Below are 15,669 nucleotides of genomic sequence, written 5' to 3'. Positions count from 1 at the left end.
CTTATCTATTTACTGTTGCTTTCATTATTGTTTAATTCCGGAATCTTAGGTAGGCCTTTGTTCAGTTTAAGCGGTTCTTTACTGATGATTCCGATTATTTTATCACCAAAAGAACTTAAGTACTTCCATTTCTCTTTGTTTAAATCCCACATTACAGGAGTGAAAAAACGGATCTCGGCTAGTTTTTCATTCGTATTCTGGTCGACGAAGATAAGAATCTCATCCTTTTTCGATTTCGTATCTACCGTAACGCGACCATACCATGATTTCGGGAACGTCAGATAGAAACGATCCAGATAATCTCGGTACTGCTTGTCAACCAACTTCAAGCCATTGCTTCCATCCCACTGAAAGTAGTTCGTAAAATAAGGAATTTCATAGGATTCGTACAGACGATCCCAACCTGACGGTGTCTCCGGCATAGCGATTTCTATAATCCCGTCGCCATTAATGTCAGCACTCGTGGTAAAATACGGCTTCAAGGTCATGTCATCACTCAGCACTTGCTCCAGCACCTTGTCCTTATTCAACACGACAACATTCGTCAACCAATAGTTGGCACCTGCCGATGCATCCATCACGATTCCTTTGTGATCTTTACTAATGAAGCCGGACACCATATTAATATACATGTTTACTTCTTTATCCATAGCCAGCTCATTAAGCTTGACCATCTTCCCATTCTGATAATCAAATGCGGTAAGAACCGGGGACTGACCGCGGCGATTGTTCACGATAAACAGCTGGTTTTTTCCGTTCTGATCAAGATCATCAATAACAAATTGCGAGTAAGGCTGCTCAAACAGTTTGTTGATTCCGTCCTGCGTGAACGTATATATGACAAGACCTTTGTTCAAGTCCGTGTCGTTGCTTCCATATCCGACCACCAGATCCAACCGGGAATCGTTCGTAATATCGATAAGTTCAACAGAGTCGAGCTTGATGCCCTCCCCGTCAAAATCAACGACCATTCTCCATGAATCCCCGTCCCTGTGAAAAACCATCCCATGTATGCGGACTTCCTTTTCCGGGGTCTCATAAAAAACGACCGCCGTATCCGCAAGACCGTCGTTATTCAGATCCGTGACCCGGATCGCGCTCGCGTCGTCCGAGCTGGTCGGGCGTATAAGTATCGCTCCTTCGGGCAGCTGCGAAGCGATCATGCTTTTTAGGTTAGCCTTCTCAGTAGGGAGCCTTGGAACGCTCATCAATGATTTAGGATCTTGAATCCACTGGCAGCCGCTGAGCATCACGCTCAGCAGAATGAGAAGAAGTGACGCGCTGTGTATGAGCCGCTTAGTTCTCAACCTCATCCCTCATTTCATAGTTAACTTGATTTCATTGTATCCTTGAACGGGGTGAGTATTCGACACCCCTATCCCTATCGAGTGAACCAAATACCTATCTATTATAAAAAAAAAGCGCCACCAAAAGGTGACAATCCCGTGACAAACCAACGTTATTTAATACCACAACGCATCGATTACCCCATTCTTGGCTTTGATATCATTCAGATCGTATATCGAAATTGGAAAATACTGAAATCCGTATACATAAGGGGCTAGATCATACAAGCCGAAAAACAGGACAAGCGCCTTATCCGTCATATAAAAATCCTGATTTTTATCAATTGACTTGAACGGTTCGAATGTCGGTATTTGACGCTGTTTGATTTGTGCGGCAACATGCTTGGATAGCTCCGCGACATATGGAACCCCAGGTTCGAACAATTGTGCGAGCGTAATAAGCTGGCCCGAGTCCGTCTGGAACGTCAGACCGCGTTGATAGGTCATCCCATGCGCGGCACCCTTCGTATAGCCATACACAATTAATACAAGACTGATAAGCCCACGTTCATTTAGCTTGATTTCGTAGGTACCGGTTACTTCAGTATCTTGTGATTCTTCATAGCCAGTCATTTGTATTAATTTCACAGCCTGATCTCGAATGGCTCGATTCATTTTCGCTGCGGCTTCGGGATGTGAACTGCTGCTAACCTGAGGCACATACACTTCCAATCGCGGCTTGCGGATGACATACGGCTCGATTTGCGCCGGTAACGGATGCAGCATGAATCAGCCATCTCCCTCAAGTAACATATTGTATGCTGACACAGAACGTAACGGATGAAGCTCCGTGGTCTGCACTAGCATATGCGCAAGAAAGAGATGGCGTGACAAATGCCCATATTTCTTTATAAGATAAGAGCTTTCTCCGACTGAAGCAAGCGCCGGCCTTTCACATCCACTACGATTTGGCCTTGTTTCAGTCCCCATATGCGGGTTGCATATTTTTCAGCCAGCTCCACTTGGTGGAATACGGCAATGACGGTCTTGCGCTGCCTGAAGCACAGTCCCTGGAACGTCTCCAGCACTGAATCGGCAGATTTCGGATCGAGACCTAATACCGGTTCATCGGCAAGCAGCACATTCGCACCGTGCACGAGCGCACGAGCGATAGCGACCCGCTGCTTCTCTCCTCCACTCAAATCCCCCGTCTTCTTATGGGCTTTATCGAGCAGACCGAGCATTTCCAGCGTATCCATAGCCCCCATATAATCGTCGGAACGAATCATGCCTGTAGCCATGCGCCACAGCGGCGTTTGGTGGAAGCGGCCGATAAGCACATTTTTGAGCGCCTTGCGATTGGCAGCCAACACTGGATTCTGCTCCAAATAAGCAAACTCGCGCCACACCTTGCGCTTTCCATTCCATTGCTGGGCAATCATATCGGCCCCGTCCACGATCAATTTTCCGCTTGTCCAGCTTTCACGCAGCGCTAGACACTTCAACAGCGTCGACTTTCCGCTCCCGCTCGGGCCCACGATCCCGATGAACTCGCCGGGTTGAATTTCAAAGCTCAGTTTATTCAGAACCGGTTCCGCCGGAGGATACCGCTTTACAAGTCGTTCCACTTTAATCATCGTTACTAGCTCCTCTCCATCCCGATAACGGCAATCCCAATAGAGGTTGTCCAAAAGTGATATTTTTGAACAAGCACAAATACAGAAGTCATATTCATCTCCGACGTATCTGCTTCACTTCATTCATTAATGCTTATATTCTAGTGTAAGTAAGTTAGCACCTAACTTGCAAGCGTTTTTGTCGCACGCTTGAAGATAAAGCCCAGCAACGAAAATCCGATATACCATATTCCTAATAAATAGAACATGCTTCCGATAGAGATGTGCTGGATGCCGAGTCCTGCCAGATTCGGACCAATGATGCTCCCTAGACTGAAGTGAATAGATGCGATCACGTTCGCCGAAGGCAAATAAGCTTTGGGCAATATGTCTGCTGCGTATGCGAGACCAAGCGAGAAAAATGAGCCGACTAGACCTCCCACAAGCATGAACATAATTAATATGCCCCATATGTTCGTGCCGAAGAGTGGAATGAACAAGAAGCCGAGACCGCCTAAAATCCCGCAGGTCATCAGTACTTTTTTACGATCGATACGGTCACTCAAAATTCCGAGCGGCAGCTGGAGAATGAGTCCGCCAATGCCGAAGAACGGCAGCAGGTACGAAATCCACTCTTGCTCTAATCCGAGTCGCAAAGCATATACAGGGAAGTTGCTGTTCATGGACGCTTCCATATACCCATATAGGAAGGCCGGCAATAGCGCAAACCAAGCCCATTGATACGAACGAGCATAACGCTTCTCCGGTCTTGAACCATCCTGCATCATTTCCGCGCGTTGATCCGGCAGCTTGAAGAAGACGATTCCCATGACGATGACGAACATGAGCACGATGACGATAAACGGTGCCGCATCACTAATTTTCAGCAAATTGATTCCTAATGGACCGAAGCTGAACCCAACGCCATAAGCCATCCCGTACAAAGAGATGTTCCGTCCCCTCCGGTGCGCCGGACTAACAGAGACTGCCCATAACTGTGTAGCATAATGAAGCGCGCTGTCGCCAATGCCGACCACAAGCCGCAGCACGAACCATACCCAAATATTTTGCATGATCGGAAAGAGCGCCAGTGCTGCTGTAACCACTATTAAACCACCCAAAATCATACGTTTGAAGCCAACCTTGATCAATATCCGTTCCACCAAGAACATCATGGCAAATACGCCGATATATAGTGCCGTTGCATTCAAAGCATTCAAGTCGGACGGCACGCCCATCCGCTCAAGGAAGATGGTGAGCAGGGGCAATAGCAGCCCTTGACTCAATCCGGTAAATGTGACAACAATAATAAGAATGACAAATTGCCAAGTGGGGGAACTTGTTGTTTTCCGCCAAGCAGTCATATTTCTACCTCCCCAATTCTAGTATTCCGCTGAGAGCTTCTATTTAAAAAGAGCGTTTCTACCCGCCCATGTCCGCATCTCCCCAACATTTCAACATTATAGTAGACAATCCTATGCAAAACAATTCATAATGAATATATAGCGTATCGACATTCAAGGGGGCTCCGTAAAGCATGACCTATCATGTTCGCATCGACTGTTCCTCGGTATATGAACTCATTGGAAGCTTCATGCTGTTTGCACATCGCAAATGGATTCGGAATGTGGAGAACGGAACGGAATGGATTCGCCAAATCGAGCAGCAGCTTCCTTCCGAATGGAACACCCACACCGAGAAAATTCGCAAATATACGTTAAGCGATTTCGACCTGTTGTATGCCATGGCGCTTGAACGCAAGGGCCATGATGATATACTCGACTACATCTCACAGTTGGAACATGCGACTGTTGAAGACTGGACGCAGCTCAAACAGCACTACGGTTTAAAATCACATTCTTTCAACCAAGAACGCGCACAGTTGATTTACGTGCCGGCGCTCAAGTTCTGGTATGAGCAATACATAAGCCGCTCCATTGCAGAATGGGAACCGATTCTTCAGCATGATGTAGAGGAAAAGGCACGGTTGATGAGCAAAATATCTCCGTCCGAGCTCATTGAAGTCGCGACGAATGGTGTCGTCATCCCTGACAATGGCGAAGTATCCGAGGTTATTCTCGCACCAATGTGGCATTATCGCCCGATGAATCAAACCTGTACGTTTCAAGGCAAAATATTAATACTGTATGCGGTAGATGAGCCAGAACCATCCGATCTCCTCCCGCCATACAGCTTGCGCCGCATGACTCGCGCTTTGGCAGATGACCATCGGCTGAGGCTATTGCGTTTTGTCGGCCAAGAACCGCGTACGTTCGCGGACATTCAAGAGCATCTGTCGCTTACGACGGGAACCGTCAAGCACCATTTGGCCGTTCTGCGCTCAGCCGGATACATACGCACCTATTGGAATGGCAAAGTAGAACGAATATCTCTCCGTCAAGAAGGGCTTGCGGACTTGTCCGCATTTTTGGAAGACTATGTTCAATCATGACATGAAAGACAGACAGCATAAGCGTAACCGCTAGGTCCTCTCGCGCCTGTCTTGTCCATCAGGCGTAAGGAGGTGGCTGTAATGACGTCACGAGCAAAACAGACGTTATTGTTCGATCTGGACGATACCCTCGTTCATTGCAACAAATATTTTGATGTGGTCATTCAACAATTTATGGATACGATGTCGACTTGGTTTAAATCTTGGCGCATCGGCTCACGGGAATTCAAATCGGTGCAAGCTCAATTCGATATTGCCTGCGTGCAGCACAACGGCTTCCAAAGTGAACATTTCCCGCGTTCCTTCATTCAGACATATCATCATTTTTGTCATTTGACCGGACGCAAACCGTCCACGAGCGAAACCGATTTGCTTTGGAAATTAGGCATGAGTGTATACGAGATGGAGATTGAACCCTATCCCGGCATGGTGGAGACACTCGATTGCTTGCGTGATGAAGGGCATAAGCTGTTCTTGTATACCGGCGGCGAACCTATCATTCAGCAGCGCAAAATTGATCAGATGAAGCTCTCGACTTACTTCGGCGACCGCATCTTTATCCGCCAGCATAAGACGTCAGATGCGCTTGCAGACATTGTAAATGAACACGACTTTCATCCCGCAAGTACGTGGATGATCGGCAACTCGGTGCGAACGGATGTCATCCCCGCACTGCTGTCTGGCTTGAACGCCGTCTACTTAAAGCAGCCGAATGAATGGTCATATAATGTCGTAGACATCGATACAGCGCCACAGGGAGCCTTCTACACCGTTGAACGGTTGATAGACGTCCCTTATGTTATTCAGCAGTGGCTGTCAGAGAAGCAGGACAATCCATCATAACATGGATTGTCCTGCTTTTATATTGAAGTTGTTATTCCTCGATTTCAAGCCGCAGCTCGCCGGTGGAACGATTAGCCCAGACCAACCTGCCTTTTACGGACTCACTGCCTTGTTTGAAGCTTAGTCGTTTGGTTGTCCCTTTTTCCAGCAGCTCCCGAATCATCGTTTCCGAGATCGTCTTGCCGACGGCGAGGTTTTTCTTCCAGACGACGAATTTGCACCCTTGCTTGTAATTGGAACATCCGAAGCCTTTGCGTCCGGAAATCACCGTCCCTCCACACCCTTCACGCGGACAAGTGCCGAATGAGGCCATGGATGCGCTAGAGCTTGAGTCCGAGTTCGCTCCGTCGCTTGATGCACGTCCTGCTCTCGCACTGCCCAAGCTGCCTGCATCTTGCTTCGATACAGATGCTTGTCCGTTCCCTGTACGTTGACCTCCGTTCTTGCCTCGGCCCTTGCTCGTCCGGTCGGGCTGAATTTCGGCCAAAATGTGTGCGGCGACAGGCGCTTGCTTACCGACGCATTGAATGACATGCACCGTAAATTTGCGAACAGCATCCATAAACACAGTCTCCGACGCTTCCCCGCGGGCGATCTGCGTCAGTCTCCGCTCCCACTGTCCCGTCATTTCGGGTGACGTCAATAGGTGAACGCCAGCTCCACGGATGAGCTCCACGGCCGTCTTCCCCTTCGCCGTCAGCGTCAAACGCTTGCCAGTCATCGTAATATATCCGACCTGCTTCAAGCGCTCTATCGTGGCCGCACGCGTCGCAGGCGTGCCTAGCCCCCCGTCCTTCATCGCTTCCCGGAGCTCTTCATTATCGAGCTGCTTCCCGGCACTCTCCATTGCCTTCAGCAGTGTTCCTTCCGTGTACGACTTCGGCGGCTGGGTCGATTTCGCCTTCCACTCCGCGTGAATGCACAACGCCGTCTGGTCCTTCTTTACTTGGAACACGGCATTCTCATCCAGCTCAATCACCTCGTCAGCTGCGCCGGATGTCTCGCCATCTTCCGCTTCTTCCTTCTTCTTGGCACGTTTCCCGGCACGCTTCGCCGCGGCGTCGTTGTCTGAATCATACAGCACCTTCCAGCCGCGAATGCGCCATTGCTTCAAGGTTGTCTTAAACGTCTCCCGCTCCACCTCCGTCAGGACGGTGTACAGCGTGTACTCCGCGAGGGGGAAAAAATGAGCCAGCAGCCGCCGGACGATCAAATCGTACACTTTGGCTTCGTCAGGCGCGAGCGAACCCGGGCGTTTCGTCGTCGGCAGGATCGCGTGGTGATCCTCTACCTTGCTCGGGTTGCATACGCTGCGATTGCCGCGATGAACGCGCTTCGGATCGGCCATGTTCGCCCAAGCGGCATAATCAGGCATCTGCTTCAGCATATTCACTGCTTGATGCATGCTTCCAATATTTTGCTCCGTCACATAATTAGAGTTGGTACGCGGATAAGTTATCACCTTGTGCTTCTCATACAGCGCTTGCGCGATGTCCAACGTCTTCTTGGCCGAAAAACCAAAGCGCGCATTCGCATCTCTCTGCAGCAGCGTCAGATCATAGAGCTTATAGGGATATTCCTTACCTTCCTTAATCGTAAAGTCGGCAATACGCCCCTCTTTCCCATCCACCCGCTCGACGATTTCAGATGCGGTCTGTTCGTCTTGAATGCGGTCTCCTTGCCTCGTCCCTTTATACGTCACCTCTCCTTGCTGAAATTGGGCCGTAATATCGTAATACGATTCCGGCTTGAACGCCGCAATTTCTTGTTCACGGTCATATATCAGTGCCAAGACGGGCGTCTGTACCCGTCCGACAGACAAGAGAGCCTTATGCTTCGTCGTAAATGCGCGGGATGCATTCATCCCAATAATCCAATCCGCTTCACTGCGCGCCCTGGCCGCCGCCGTCAGCCGCTCATACTCTTCAGCGCCTTTCAGCTCTTGAAAGCCGCGGCGTATCGTCTCCGCGGTCAAGTCGGAAATCCAGAGCCGCTTCACCGGATGCTTCCATCTGAAATGCTGCTCGATGAGCGCAAAAATATACTGACCTTCCCGCCCGGCATCACAAGCGTTAATAATGGTATGACACTGCTTCGCAAGATCCCCGATCTGCTTCAATTGATCTTTCGTGCGCCGCTCCGCAACGATTTTGAATGCAGACGGCAATATCGGGAGATCGTGAAATGACCACCGCTTATATTTCGGGTCATACACTTGCGGCTCCGCAAGACCAAGCAAATGGCCGATGGCCCACGTAACAATATAATTGTCCCCTTCGATGTGCGTACGGTGCTTGCGTCCTCTCGGTTCAATGACGGAAGCGATGGTGCGCCCCATATCGGGCTTTTCCGCCACGACTAGCGTCTTCATCCCCTCACCTCTTCTTTCTGACAACAGAAGAAGCCGCGTATGACCAACGCAGCTTCTTGCGGCGATTCCTATCCTTTCATTATGAAATAGGAGACAAAGGAATGCAATAAAATAGTTCTTAATTATCCCGCGGCGATGCGATTAGGCCGCTTACCCTCCTTGATGGCTAATGATTTGGTTTCGTTTGTACTTTCGCTTAATTTTATGAAATCGGAACAAAAATAGATGTTTGTATGAGCGAAAATGGTCTGAAATGCATATTGTATAATAAATTTCAAAGAAAGAAGGCGATAAGCTAATGCCGACATTAATTAATTACAATAGATCCCTCTTAAGCAACTTGGCTGATTCCTCCGATGTTAGACTTACGGATACACCTACCTTATTGTTGGAGTTTGGGCTCTTCGTTGCCCCACCGACGAACTTTATCGAGCTTATATCCAGTGTGGGCTGGACGGCGGATAGCCGAAAAAACGAACAGCCTACCCTTCAGCTCAGAATTTTACAAAATGGCGTATTGGTTGCCAGCATAAGACAAGACGCAACCGACAGCGAAGAGAGAGCAAACTGTTCTTCCAATAATCTTTCCACCTTTCAAGCGGTACTGACAAATGTACCTGTAGGAGAACGCGTTTATCAATTATTCGCTTTGAATGAAAATCCGAAACACGGATCGATTACAGTAACTGGTCCGGTCAACATTACAGGCAAAGTCATCGCCTAATCTTCTCATCTATCATGTAAAGCGGTTTGTGGCGCAGATGTGTCACAAACCGCTGTTCGTTTATTTAAAAATACTCTTTGTATTCTTATCCCTGGTTTCTTGTCTATGGTACGCTGATCGTTGGAGCAGTACGGTCTTCGTACTTCCCCTGCTTCGCGCCATTTTATTACATAGGCTAGCAATAGAATGACACTTCGGCAGTACAAAAGCTTAATAACAACAAACAGATGCCGATTAATGCCTGAATGATAATGCCAGATACCGATATGCAGACTTTGTGTTCGGCGTGTGACCCTGTATAGCTGTTATGTAGGATATATGTATGACAGACGTTCGTCGGCAGTAACGGATAGAAATCTATTTTTTACCTATCGCTTATGAAATGTGCAGGAACACAGGCTCATTTATACTGATGCACATATAATACGCCGATGACGATGAAATCAGGGGGGCATGAGGAAGGCAATGAAAATATTGTTCGTTTTTTTTGTTCCTAGCGGTGGCATGGAAACGTTGAACCGACTGCGCTGTCAAGCGTTGAAAAAACGCGGCATCGAATGCCATTGCCTTTATTTCATGCACGGTGCGGGTATGCAAAATTATAATGACACCCCTACTTTTTTTACGAATGAAGATCAAAAAATACAGCATATTGTCGCCCAAGGAAGCTACGCGGCCATCATCGTCGTATCTGCCTATGAGTTTGTCCAAAAATTGCGAGAGTTCGGATATGAAGGACTTATTATTTTTGAAGTGCAAGGATACGGAGAAATGGGAGCTGCCCACAAAGAATTAACCAAGGCAGCGCCACATCTTCTTCCCCATGCCAATGCGCTCCTAAACCCGAAGACGCCTTATATTTCCGACATATTTTCAACTCTCTTTCCCCATATGCGTAAATATGAGTTCAACAATTGCCTGGATACGAAGGCATTCACATATCGGTCATTACCGAAAAAACCGTTCCCAATCATCGCATGGATCGGCAGACTCGAGGAACGTGACAATAAAAATTGGCGTGAATTTCTAATTATAGGACATCATTTGCTTCAACATAATCCGAAGATTCAATTATGGATGTTTGAAGATGCCAACTTGGCTTCACCCGAAGAAAGAGTGCAGTTCGAACAGATGGTCCATACTCTCCAACTGAATCAGCATTTGGTGCTTCAATCGAATGTGCCTAATCGACAAATGCCAGATTATTTCTCGATGATTGGCGACTCTGGAGGCATGTATTGCTGCACCTCCAAATCAGAGGGCGGACCTTTTGCGGTGCTTGAAGCGATGAGCTGCCGCTGTCCGGTGTTAACGACGGACTCGAGCGGCGTCCGCAGCTCTGTCCTTCCACATGTCACCGGAATATATTACACGCTCGGCAATATCCAAGAAGCTGTCTACTTTGCACTGCAGCTGATGCGCAATGATTCCTTGCGCCACACTATTGTTGACAATGCCCAGAAGCATGTCAAAGCCCATTTTTCCATTGAACAATATTGCAGTCAGTTTATCGCCATGCTGCAGGATTTAGGGGCAAAAAAATAAGAAGCCGCGCTTCATGGGCGCGCAGCTTCCGATCATCCCCGCATCGTCACATTCCAATAATGATCTGGAATCAACAGCGACGGAAGCGGATACTCCCACCATTCTTGTTTCCTTTTCACTTCATTTTGGGTTTCTTAACAAGCTCCATCTAAGGCAGCAAGGTAGAGCCCATTAGATAATGATCAACCTCGCGCGCCGCTTCACGGCCTTCATTAATGGCCCAGACGACCAAGCTCTGTCCACGGCGCATATCGCCGGCGGCGAACACACGCTCCACGTTCGTCGCATACTTGCCATAAGCCGCCTTCACATTCGAACGGCGGTCCGTCTCGAGACTGAGCTGTTCAACAAGCGTCTTCTCCGGCCCATCAAAGCCGATTGCGATGAGCACAAGCTGAGCCGGGAATACACGTTCCGTTCCGGGTATCGGCTTATATATTTTGCGGCCAGTGTCATCCACTATACGTTCGATTTGTACCGTGTGAAGCTCTTTCACACGCCCTTCCTCATCCCCGACGAACTTCGTCGTCATGATAGAGAACTCACGCGGGTCCTGACCGTATAGCGCCTTCGCTTCCTCGTGCGCATAATCGAGCGTATACACATTCGGGAACTGCGGCCACGGATTCGCGATGGGGTCGCGTTCTTGTGGCGCTTTCGCATGGGTACCGAATTGCGTAATACTGCGGCAGCCATGGCGCAGCGCGGTCGCCACACAGTCTGTTCCCGTATCTCCGCCGCCGATGACAATGACATCCTTGCCCGCGGCCGTAATATATTGGTTATCTTCCAGTCCGGAATCCAAGTAGCTCTTAATCGTTCCGTTCAAATAATCCATCGCGTAATGAATGCCTTGCAACGTACTGCCTTCTATAGCGAATTCACGCGGCTTCGTAGCTCCTACGCACAATACAACCGCATCATAATCAGTTGTCAGCTTCGCGCCAGGAATATCGGTACCGATTTCCGTATTCGTAATGAAGGTAACTCCCTCCGCTTCCAGAAGCTGTACCCTACGCTCAACGATGCCTTTATCCAGCTTCATCGTCGGGATACCGTATGTGAGCAGCCCGCCGATCCGATCGGCACGTTCGTAGACGGTGACGAGGTGACCGGCTTTATTAAGCTGTGCCGCACATGCCAAGCCAGCTGGCCCGGAACCGACTACGGCGACACGCTTACCGGTTCTCATTACAGGAGGCTCAGGCTTTACCCAGCCTTCTTCGAAGCCATGTTCGATAATCGCTTCTTCGATCGTCTTGATCGTAACAGGCTGGCCTATAAGTCCGACCGTGCAGGAGCCTTCGCATGGTGCTGGACAGACCCGTCCTGTAAATTCCGGAAAATTATTCGTCTTATGGAGACGTTCCAATGCTTCTTGCCACAATCCACGAAACACGAGACTGTTCCATTCCGGAATTAAGTTGTTGACTGGACATCCCGAAGTGCCCCCTGACATTTCAATGCCGGTATGGCAATACGGCGTGCCGCAATCCATACAACGGGCGCCTTGCGTGCGCAGCTCCTCTTCATTCATATGTTTGTGGAATTCTTCCCAGTCCTGTAACCGTTCCATCGGATCGCGGTCAGCCGGAATTTGACGACGATATTCCATAAATCCAGTAGGTGTTGACATGCTTTCTCCTCCATCCGTCTGTCCGTATAGCGTTGCACGTTCATCCAACAATATATTAGGCTGCGTATTGCACTCTTCGACATGTTTTTTCACATTATCGTACCTAAATCGTTAGGATAATCCAATGGAGTGATGAGCAAATCATTTGCACTTCAGCACACAACACACTTCTTCAACGATTACGGACATACGTCAAAAAACGGTGGCGATACTTATTTTTATCATCTACAGTTCCCTGTTCCTCACCCACACACTTCCACTCCGTCTCATCATATTCAGGAAAGTAAGCGTCCCCGTCAAATGTCTCGTCGATACGTGTAATGAGCAGCTTATCCGCATAGGGCATGAACTGCTTGTATATTTGCGCACCCCCAATAATCATGAGTTCATCCTGCTCAGCGAGCGGCAGCACATCATGAATATCGTGGACGGTTTCCGCGTCCTGGGGCTTCCATGCCTGATTGCACGTGACGACAATATTCCGTCGATTCGGAAGCGCTCCGCTTAACGAATCAAATGTTTTTCTACCCATCACGACGGTCTTGCCCCGCGTCATCTTGCGAAAATAAGCCATATCGTTCGGAATATGCCACGGCATTTCGTTATCTTTCCCAATGAGCCGTTGTTCGTCCATTGCCCAGATCATCGTAATTGACATCGTAATTAACTCTTCCTCTCGCTTCATCGTTCAACCTGCAGTCCCGCTTATACCGCTACCGGCGCTTTGATTGTCGGATGATGCTCATAATCTGCAAATTCAAAGTCTTCGTATTTGTAATCAAAAATCGATTCCGGCTTACGCTTAATGATAAGCTTCGGCAGCGGGAACGGTTCGCGCTGCAGCTGCGTGTTCACCTGCTCCAGATGATTGGAGTAAATGTGCACATCTCCGCCGGACCATATGAATTCCCCTACCTCCAGGTCGCATTGCTGTGCCACCATATACGTCAACAGCGCATAGCTCGCAATATTGAACGGAAGTCCTAAGAAGCAATCGACCGAACGCATATTGAGCATGCAGCTTAATTTTCCATCAGCGACATAGAATTGGAACGCATAGTGACAAGGCGGCAGCTTCATATTGTCGATTTCCCCGACATTCCAGGCCGAGACAAGCAGGCGCCGGGAATCTGGATTGGTCTTGATTTGTGTGATCACATTCGCAATCTGGTCAATGACGCGGCCATCCGCCGTCTCCCACTTCCGCCATTGCGAACCGTACACTGGTCCCAAATCGCCATTCTCATCCGCCCATTCATCCCAGATGCGAACGCCGTTCTCTTTTAAATAGCTGATGTTCGTGTCACCGCTGATAAACCACAGCAGTTCATGAACAATTGATTTCAGATGCAGACGCTTCGTTGTCACCAGCGGGAAGCCTTCGTTCAGATTAAAACGGAGCTGACGGCCAAAAACCGAGACCGTTCCGGTTCCTGTGCGGTCTTCTTTTTTTACTCCGTGTTCCAGGACGTCTTGCAATAAATCCAAATATGCCTTCATTTCATCCACTCCGTTCTCTATCTTTCTGATTCATCTAAGTTTAACATTGCTGCGGTAAAAAATCACGATTTTGTCGCGGGGTCATACGAGAGAAATAAAGCTTCTGTCCTCATGTTCCTGAATCACGGGGAGAGTGGAGCAAAGCGATGCAATCCAAGCTCATTTCACGCTTTCATTCACAAAAAAATCCCCTGCAGCACGATGCTGCAGGGGCAGATCATATCAATATATCGAACCGTAACAGAATGTAACAGAACCCTCAGAGAGAGGAGGAATTACTTACCTACTGTGTGAATTGGATGGCCAAGAACAACCTCAGCAGCCTCCATCACGATTTCACCCAATGTTGGGTGAGCGTGAATGGTCAACGCCAAGTCTTCAACCGTTGCAGCCATTTCAACTGCCAAGCCCATTTCCGCAATCAAGTTAGATGCTTCAGGACCTACGATTTGCGAACCAAGCACGACGCCTGTATCCGCATCGGATACGATTTTCACGAAGCCGTCAACGCTGCCGCCAAGGGACAAGGCGCGTCCGTTACCAGCGTAAGGGAATTTACCAGCTTTGACTTTGTGGCCTTTTTCCTTCGCTTCGGATTCGGACAGACCGACGCTTGCGCATTCTGGATCCGTGAAGCAGACCGCAGGAATGCACTTGTAGTCAATGACGCTCGGCATGCCCGCAATCGCTTCAGCTGCCACTTTACCTTCGTAAGAAGCTTTGTGTGCAAGAGCAGGACCTGCAACGATATCGCCAATTGCGAAGATGTGCGGAATGCTAGTGCGTCCTTGATGGTCAACTTCGACAAGACCGCGATCCGTCATTTTCAGACCGATCATGTCAAGTCCAAGTTCACCGTCCGTATTTGGACGACGACCGACAGTTACGAGCAAGTATTCCGCTGTAACTTCTTTCGTTTCGCCTTTAACTGTGAATTTCACCGTAACGTCTTTATCCGTTTGCGTTGCACTTTCTGCTTTCGCGCCCGTGAAGATTTCAACGTTCGATTTTTTCATGCTCTTCGACACAAGCTGTGTCATATCTTTATCGAAGCCTGGCAATACCATGTCAGCACCCTCGATAACTGTAACTTTTGTACCGAACTTGGAGTACATTTGACCCAGCTCTGCACCGATATAACCGCCGCCGATAACGATCATCGATTTAGGCACTTCTTGCAGTTCCAACGCCTCTGTTGAAGACAGAATGCGGCTGCCGAATGGGAAAGCTTTCAGTTCGATTGGACGGGAACCTGTTGCAATGATGCAGTTCTTGAACATGTAGCGCGGTGCTTCTTGATCGTTGAACACGCGAGCTTCGTTCTCGTTGATGAACATGCATTCACCGTTGAATACTTGCACTTTGTTTGCTTTCAACAGTGCGCCAACGCCGCCGGTCAACTTTTTCACAACGCCGCCTTTGAACTGTTGGACTTTTGTGAAGTCCACCTTCACGTTCTCAGCTGTAATCCCGATTTCGGAAGCATGCTGCGTAACTTCGTATTGATGTGCAGCGCTAATGAGCGCTTTGGAAGGAATACAACCACGGTTCAAGCACACACCGCCGAGTTCGGATTTATCCACGATAAGCACGCTTTGGCCGAGCTGGGCAGCGCGAATCGCTGCCACGTAACCACCAGGGCCCGCTCCAATAACCAAAGTGTCAATATTCAAAGATGCGTCTCCTACTACCATTC

General features: G+C 48.8%; 13 protein-coding genes. 4 read left to right on the top strand and 9 right to left on the bottom strand.

The features are described from left to right. Nucleotides 1-5: 5 nt before the first annotated feature. From A372_RS0126285 to A372_RS0126270, 4 genes are all read right to left on the bottom strand, one after another. Nucleotides 6-1,307: a hypothetical protein gene (locus A372_RS0126285; RefSeq protein ID WP_237728613.1), complete on the bottom strand. Its 1,302-nt coding sequence runs from the start codon at nt 1,305-1,307 to the stop codon at nt 6-8. A gap of 156 nt (nt 1,308-1,463) precedes the next feature. Further along, nucleotides 1,464-2,072 (bottom strand): DUF3298 and DUF4163 domain-containing protein, encoded by a 609-nt coding sequence (locus tag A372_RS0126280; RefSeq protein WP_019423908.1) that lies wholly within the window; start codon nt 2,070-2,072, stop codon nt 1,464-1,466. Nucleotides 2,073-2,194: 122 nt separating this feature from the next. Beyond that, nucleotides 2,195-2,923: a phosphonate ABC transporter ATP-binding protein gene (locus tag A372_RS0126275; protein WP_019423907.1), complete on the bottom strand. Its 729-nt coding sequence runs from the start codon at nt 2,921-2,923 to the stop codon at nt 2,195-2,197. Nucleotides 2,924-3,084: 161 nt separating this feature from the next. Further along, nucleotides 3,085-4,266 carry an MFS transporter gene (locus tag A372_RS0126270; RefSeq protein WP_019423906.1) on the bottom strand — a complete coding sequence of 394 codons (1,182 nt, stop codon included), beginning with the start codon at nt 4,264-4,266 and terminating at the stop codon, nt 3,085-3,087. A 173-nt stretch (nt 4,267-4,439) separates the two neighbouring features. Between A372_RS0126270 and A372_RS0126265 the strand changes: the two genes are divergently transcribed. Further along, nucleotides 4,440-5,354, top strand: coding sequence for an ArsR/SmtB family transcription factor (locus A372_RS0126265; protein ID WP_019423905.1), 915 nt, complete (start codon nt 4,440-4,442; stop codon nt 5,352-5,354). 81 nt (nt 5,355-5,435) lie between these two features. Then, on the top strand, nt 5,436-6,197 hold the full coding sequence (locus A372_RS0126260; RefSeq protein ID WP_019423904.1) for an HAD family hydrolase: 762 nt from the start codon (nt 5,436-5,438) through the stop codon (nt 6,195-6,197). A 31-nt stretch (nt 6,198-6,228) separates the two neighbouring features. On the opposite strand, the gene A372_RS0126255 is transcribed toward A372_RS0126260, so the two are convergent. Further along, nucleotides 6,229-8,568 (bottom strand): type IA DNA topoisomerase, encoded by a 2,340-nt coding sequence (locus tag A372_RS0126255; protein ID WP_019423903.1) that lies wholly within the window; start codon nt 8,566-8,568, stop codon nt 6,229-6,231. Nucleotides 8,569-8,866: 298 nt separating this feature from the next. Between A372_RS0126255 and A372_RS0126250 the strand changes: the two genes are divergently transcribed. Beyond that, entirely contained in the window at nt 8,867-9,292 is a 426-nt protein-coding gene (locus A372_RS0126250; protein ID WP_019423902.1) for a hypothetical protein, read from the top strand. A gap of 453 nt (nt 9,293-9,745) precedes the next feature. Continuing rightward, entirely contained in the window at nt 9,746-10,837 is a 1,092-nt protein-coding gene (locus tag A372_RS0126245) for a glycosyltransferase family 4 protein (RefSeq protein WP_233698397.1), read from the top strand. 148 nt (nt 10,838-10,985) lie between these two features. Here the strand turns inward: A372_RS0126245 and A372_RS0126240 are convergent, their stop codons facing one another. The 4 genes from A372_RS0126240 to lpdA all read right to left on the bottom strand — a co-directional run bounded on the left by A372_RS0126240 (nt 10,986) and on the right by lpdA (nt 15,667). Continuing rightward, on the bottom strand, nt 10,986-12,473 hold the full coding sequence (locus A372_RS0126240) for a glutamate synthase subunit beta (RefSeq protein WP_019423900.1): 1,488 nt from the start codon (nt 12,471-12,473) through the stop codon (nt 10,986-10,988). A 172-nt stretch (nt 12,474-12,645) separates the two neighbouring features. Beyond that, nucleotides 12,646-13,131 (bottom strand): dihydrofolate reductase, encoded by a 486-nt coding sequence (locus tag A372_RS0126235; protein WP_026011303.1) that lies wholly within the window; start codon nt 13,129-13,131, stop codon nt 12,646-12,648. A 47-nt stretch (nt 13,132-13,178) separates the two neighbouring features. Then, nucleotides 13,179-13,973: a thymidylate synthase gene (gene thyA / locus A372_RS0126230; RefSeq protein ID WP_019423898.1), complete on the bottom strand. Its 795-nt coding sequence runs from the start codon at nt 13,971-13,973 to the stop codon at nt 13,179-13,181. 275 nt (nt 13,974-14,248) lie between these two features. Beyond that, complete coding sequence (gene lpdA, locus A372_RS0126225; RefSeq protein ID WP_019423897.1) at nt 14,249-15,667, bottom strand: dihydrolipoyl dehydrogenase; 1,419 nt, start codon at nt 15,665-15,667, stop codon at nt 14,249-14,251. Between the last annotated feature and the right edge of the window lie 2 nt (nt 15,668-15,669).

This window comes from Paenibacillus sp. OSY-SE (genome assembly GCF_000283315.1).
Classification (GTDB): Bacteria; Bacillota; Bacilli; order Paenibacillales; family Paenibacillaceae; genus Paenibacillus_B; species Paenibacillus_B profundus.
The sequence above is the reverse complement of the archived record's forward strand: the minus strand, read 5'-3'. Positions and strand labels throughout refer to the sequence as shown.

Excerpts from the sequence above, each read along its gene's own strand:
- A372_RS0126270 (WP_019423906.1), bottom strand. The coding sequence starts at position 4,266 with ATGACTGCTTGGCGGAAAACAACAAGTTCCCCCACTTGGCAATTTGTC.
- A372_RS0126240 (WP_019423900.1), bottom strand. The coding sequence starts at position 12,473 with ATGTCAACACCTACTGGATTTATGGAATATCGTCGTCAAATTCCGGCT.
- A372_RS0126250 (WP_019423902.1), top strand. The coding sequence starts at position 8,867 with ATGCCGACATTAATTAATTACAATAGATCCCTCTTAAGCAACTTGGCT.
- thyA (WP_019423898.1), bottom strand. The coding sequence starts at position 13,973 with ATGAAGGCATATTTGGATTTATTGCAAGACGTCCTGGAACACGGAGTA.
- A372_RS0126265 (WP_019423905.1), top strand. The coding sequence starts at position 4,440 with ATGACCTATCATGTTCGCATCGACTGTTCCTCGGTATATGAACTCATT.
- A372_RS0126260 (WP_019423904.1), top strand. The coding sequence starts at position 5,436 with ATGACGTCACGAGCAAAACAGACGTTATTGTTCGATCTGGACGATACC.
- A372_RS0126280 (WP_019423908.1), bottom strand. The coding sequence starts at position 2,072 with ATGCTGCATCCGTTACCGGCGCAAATCGAGCCGTATGTCATCCGCAAG.
- A372_RS0126235 (WP_026011303.1), bottom strand. The coding sequence starts at position 13,131 with ATGTCAATTACGATGATCTGGGCAATGGACGAACAACGGCTCATTGGG.
- A372_RS0126245 (WP_233698397.1), top strand. The coding sequence starts at position 9,746 with ATGAGGAAGGCAATGAAAATATTGTTCGTTTTTTTTGTTCCTAGCGGT.
- lpdA (WP_019423897.1), bottom strand. The coding sequence starts at position 15,667 with ATGGTAGTAGGAGACGCATCTTTGAATATTGACACTTTGGTTATTGGA.
- A372_RS0126255 (WP_019423903.1), bottom strand. The coding sequence starts at position 8,568 with ATGAAGACGCTAGTCGTGGCGGAAAAGCCCGATATGGGGCGCACCATC.
- A372_RS0126275 (WP_019423907.1), bottom strand. The coding sequence starts at position 2,923 with ATGATTAAAGTGGAACGACTTGTAAAGCGGTATCCTCCGGCGGAACCG.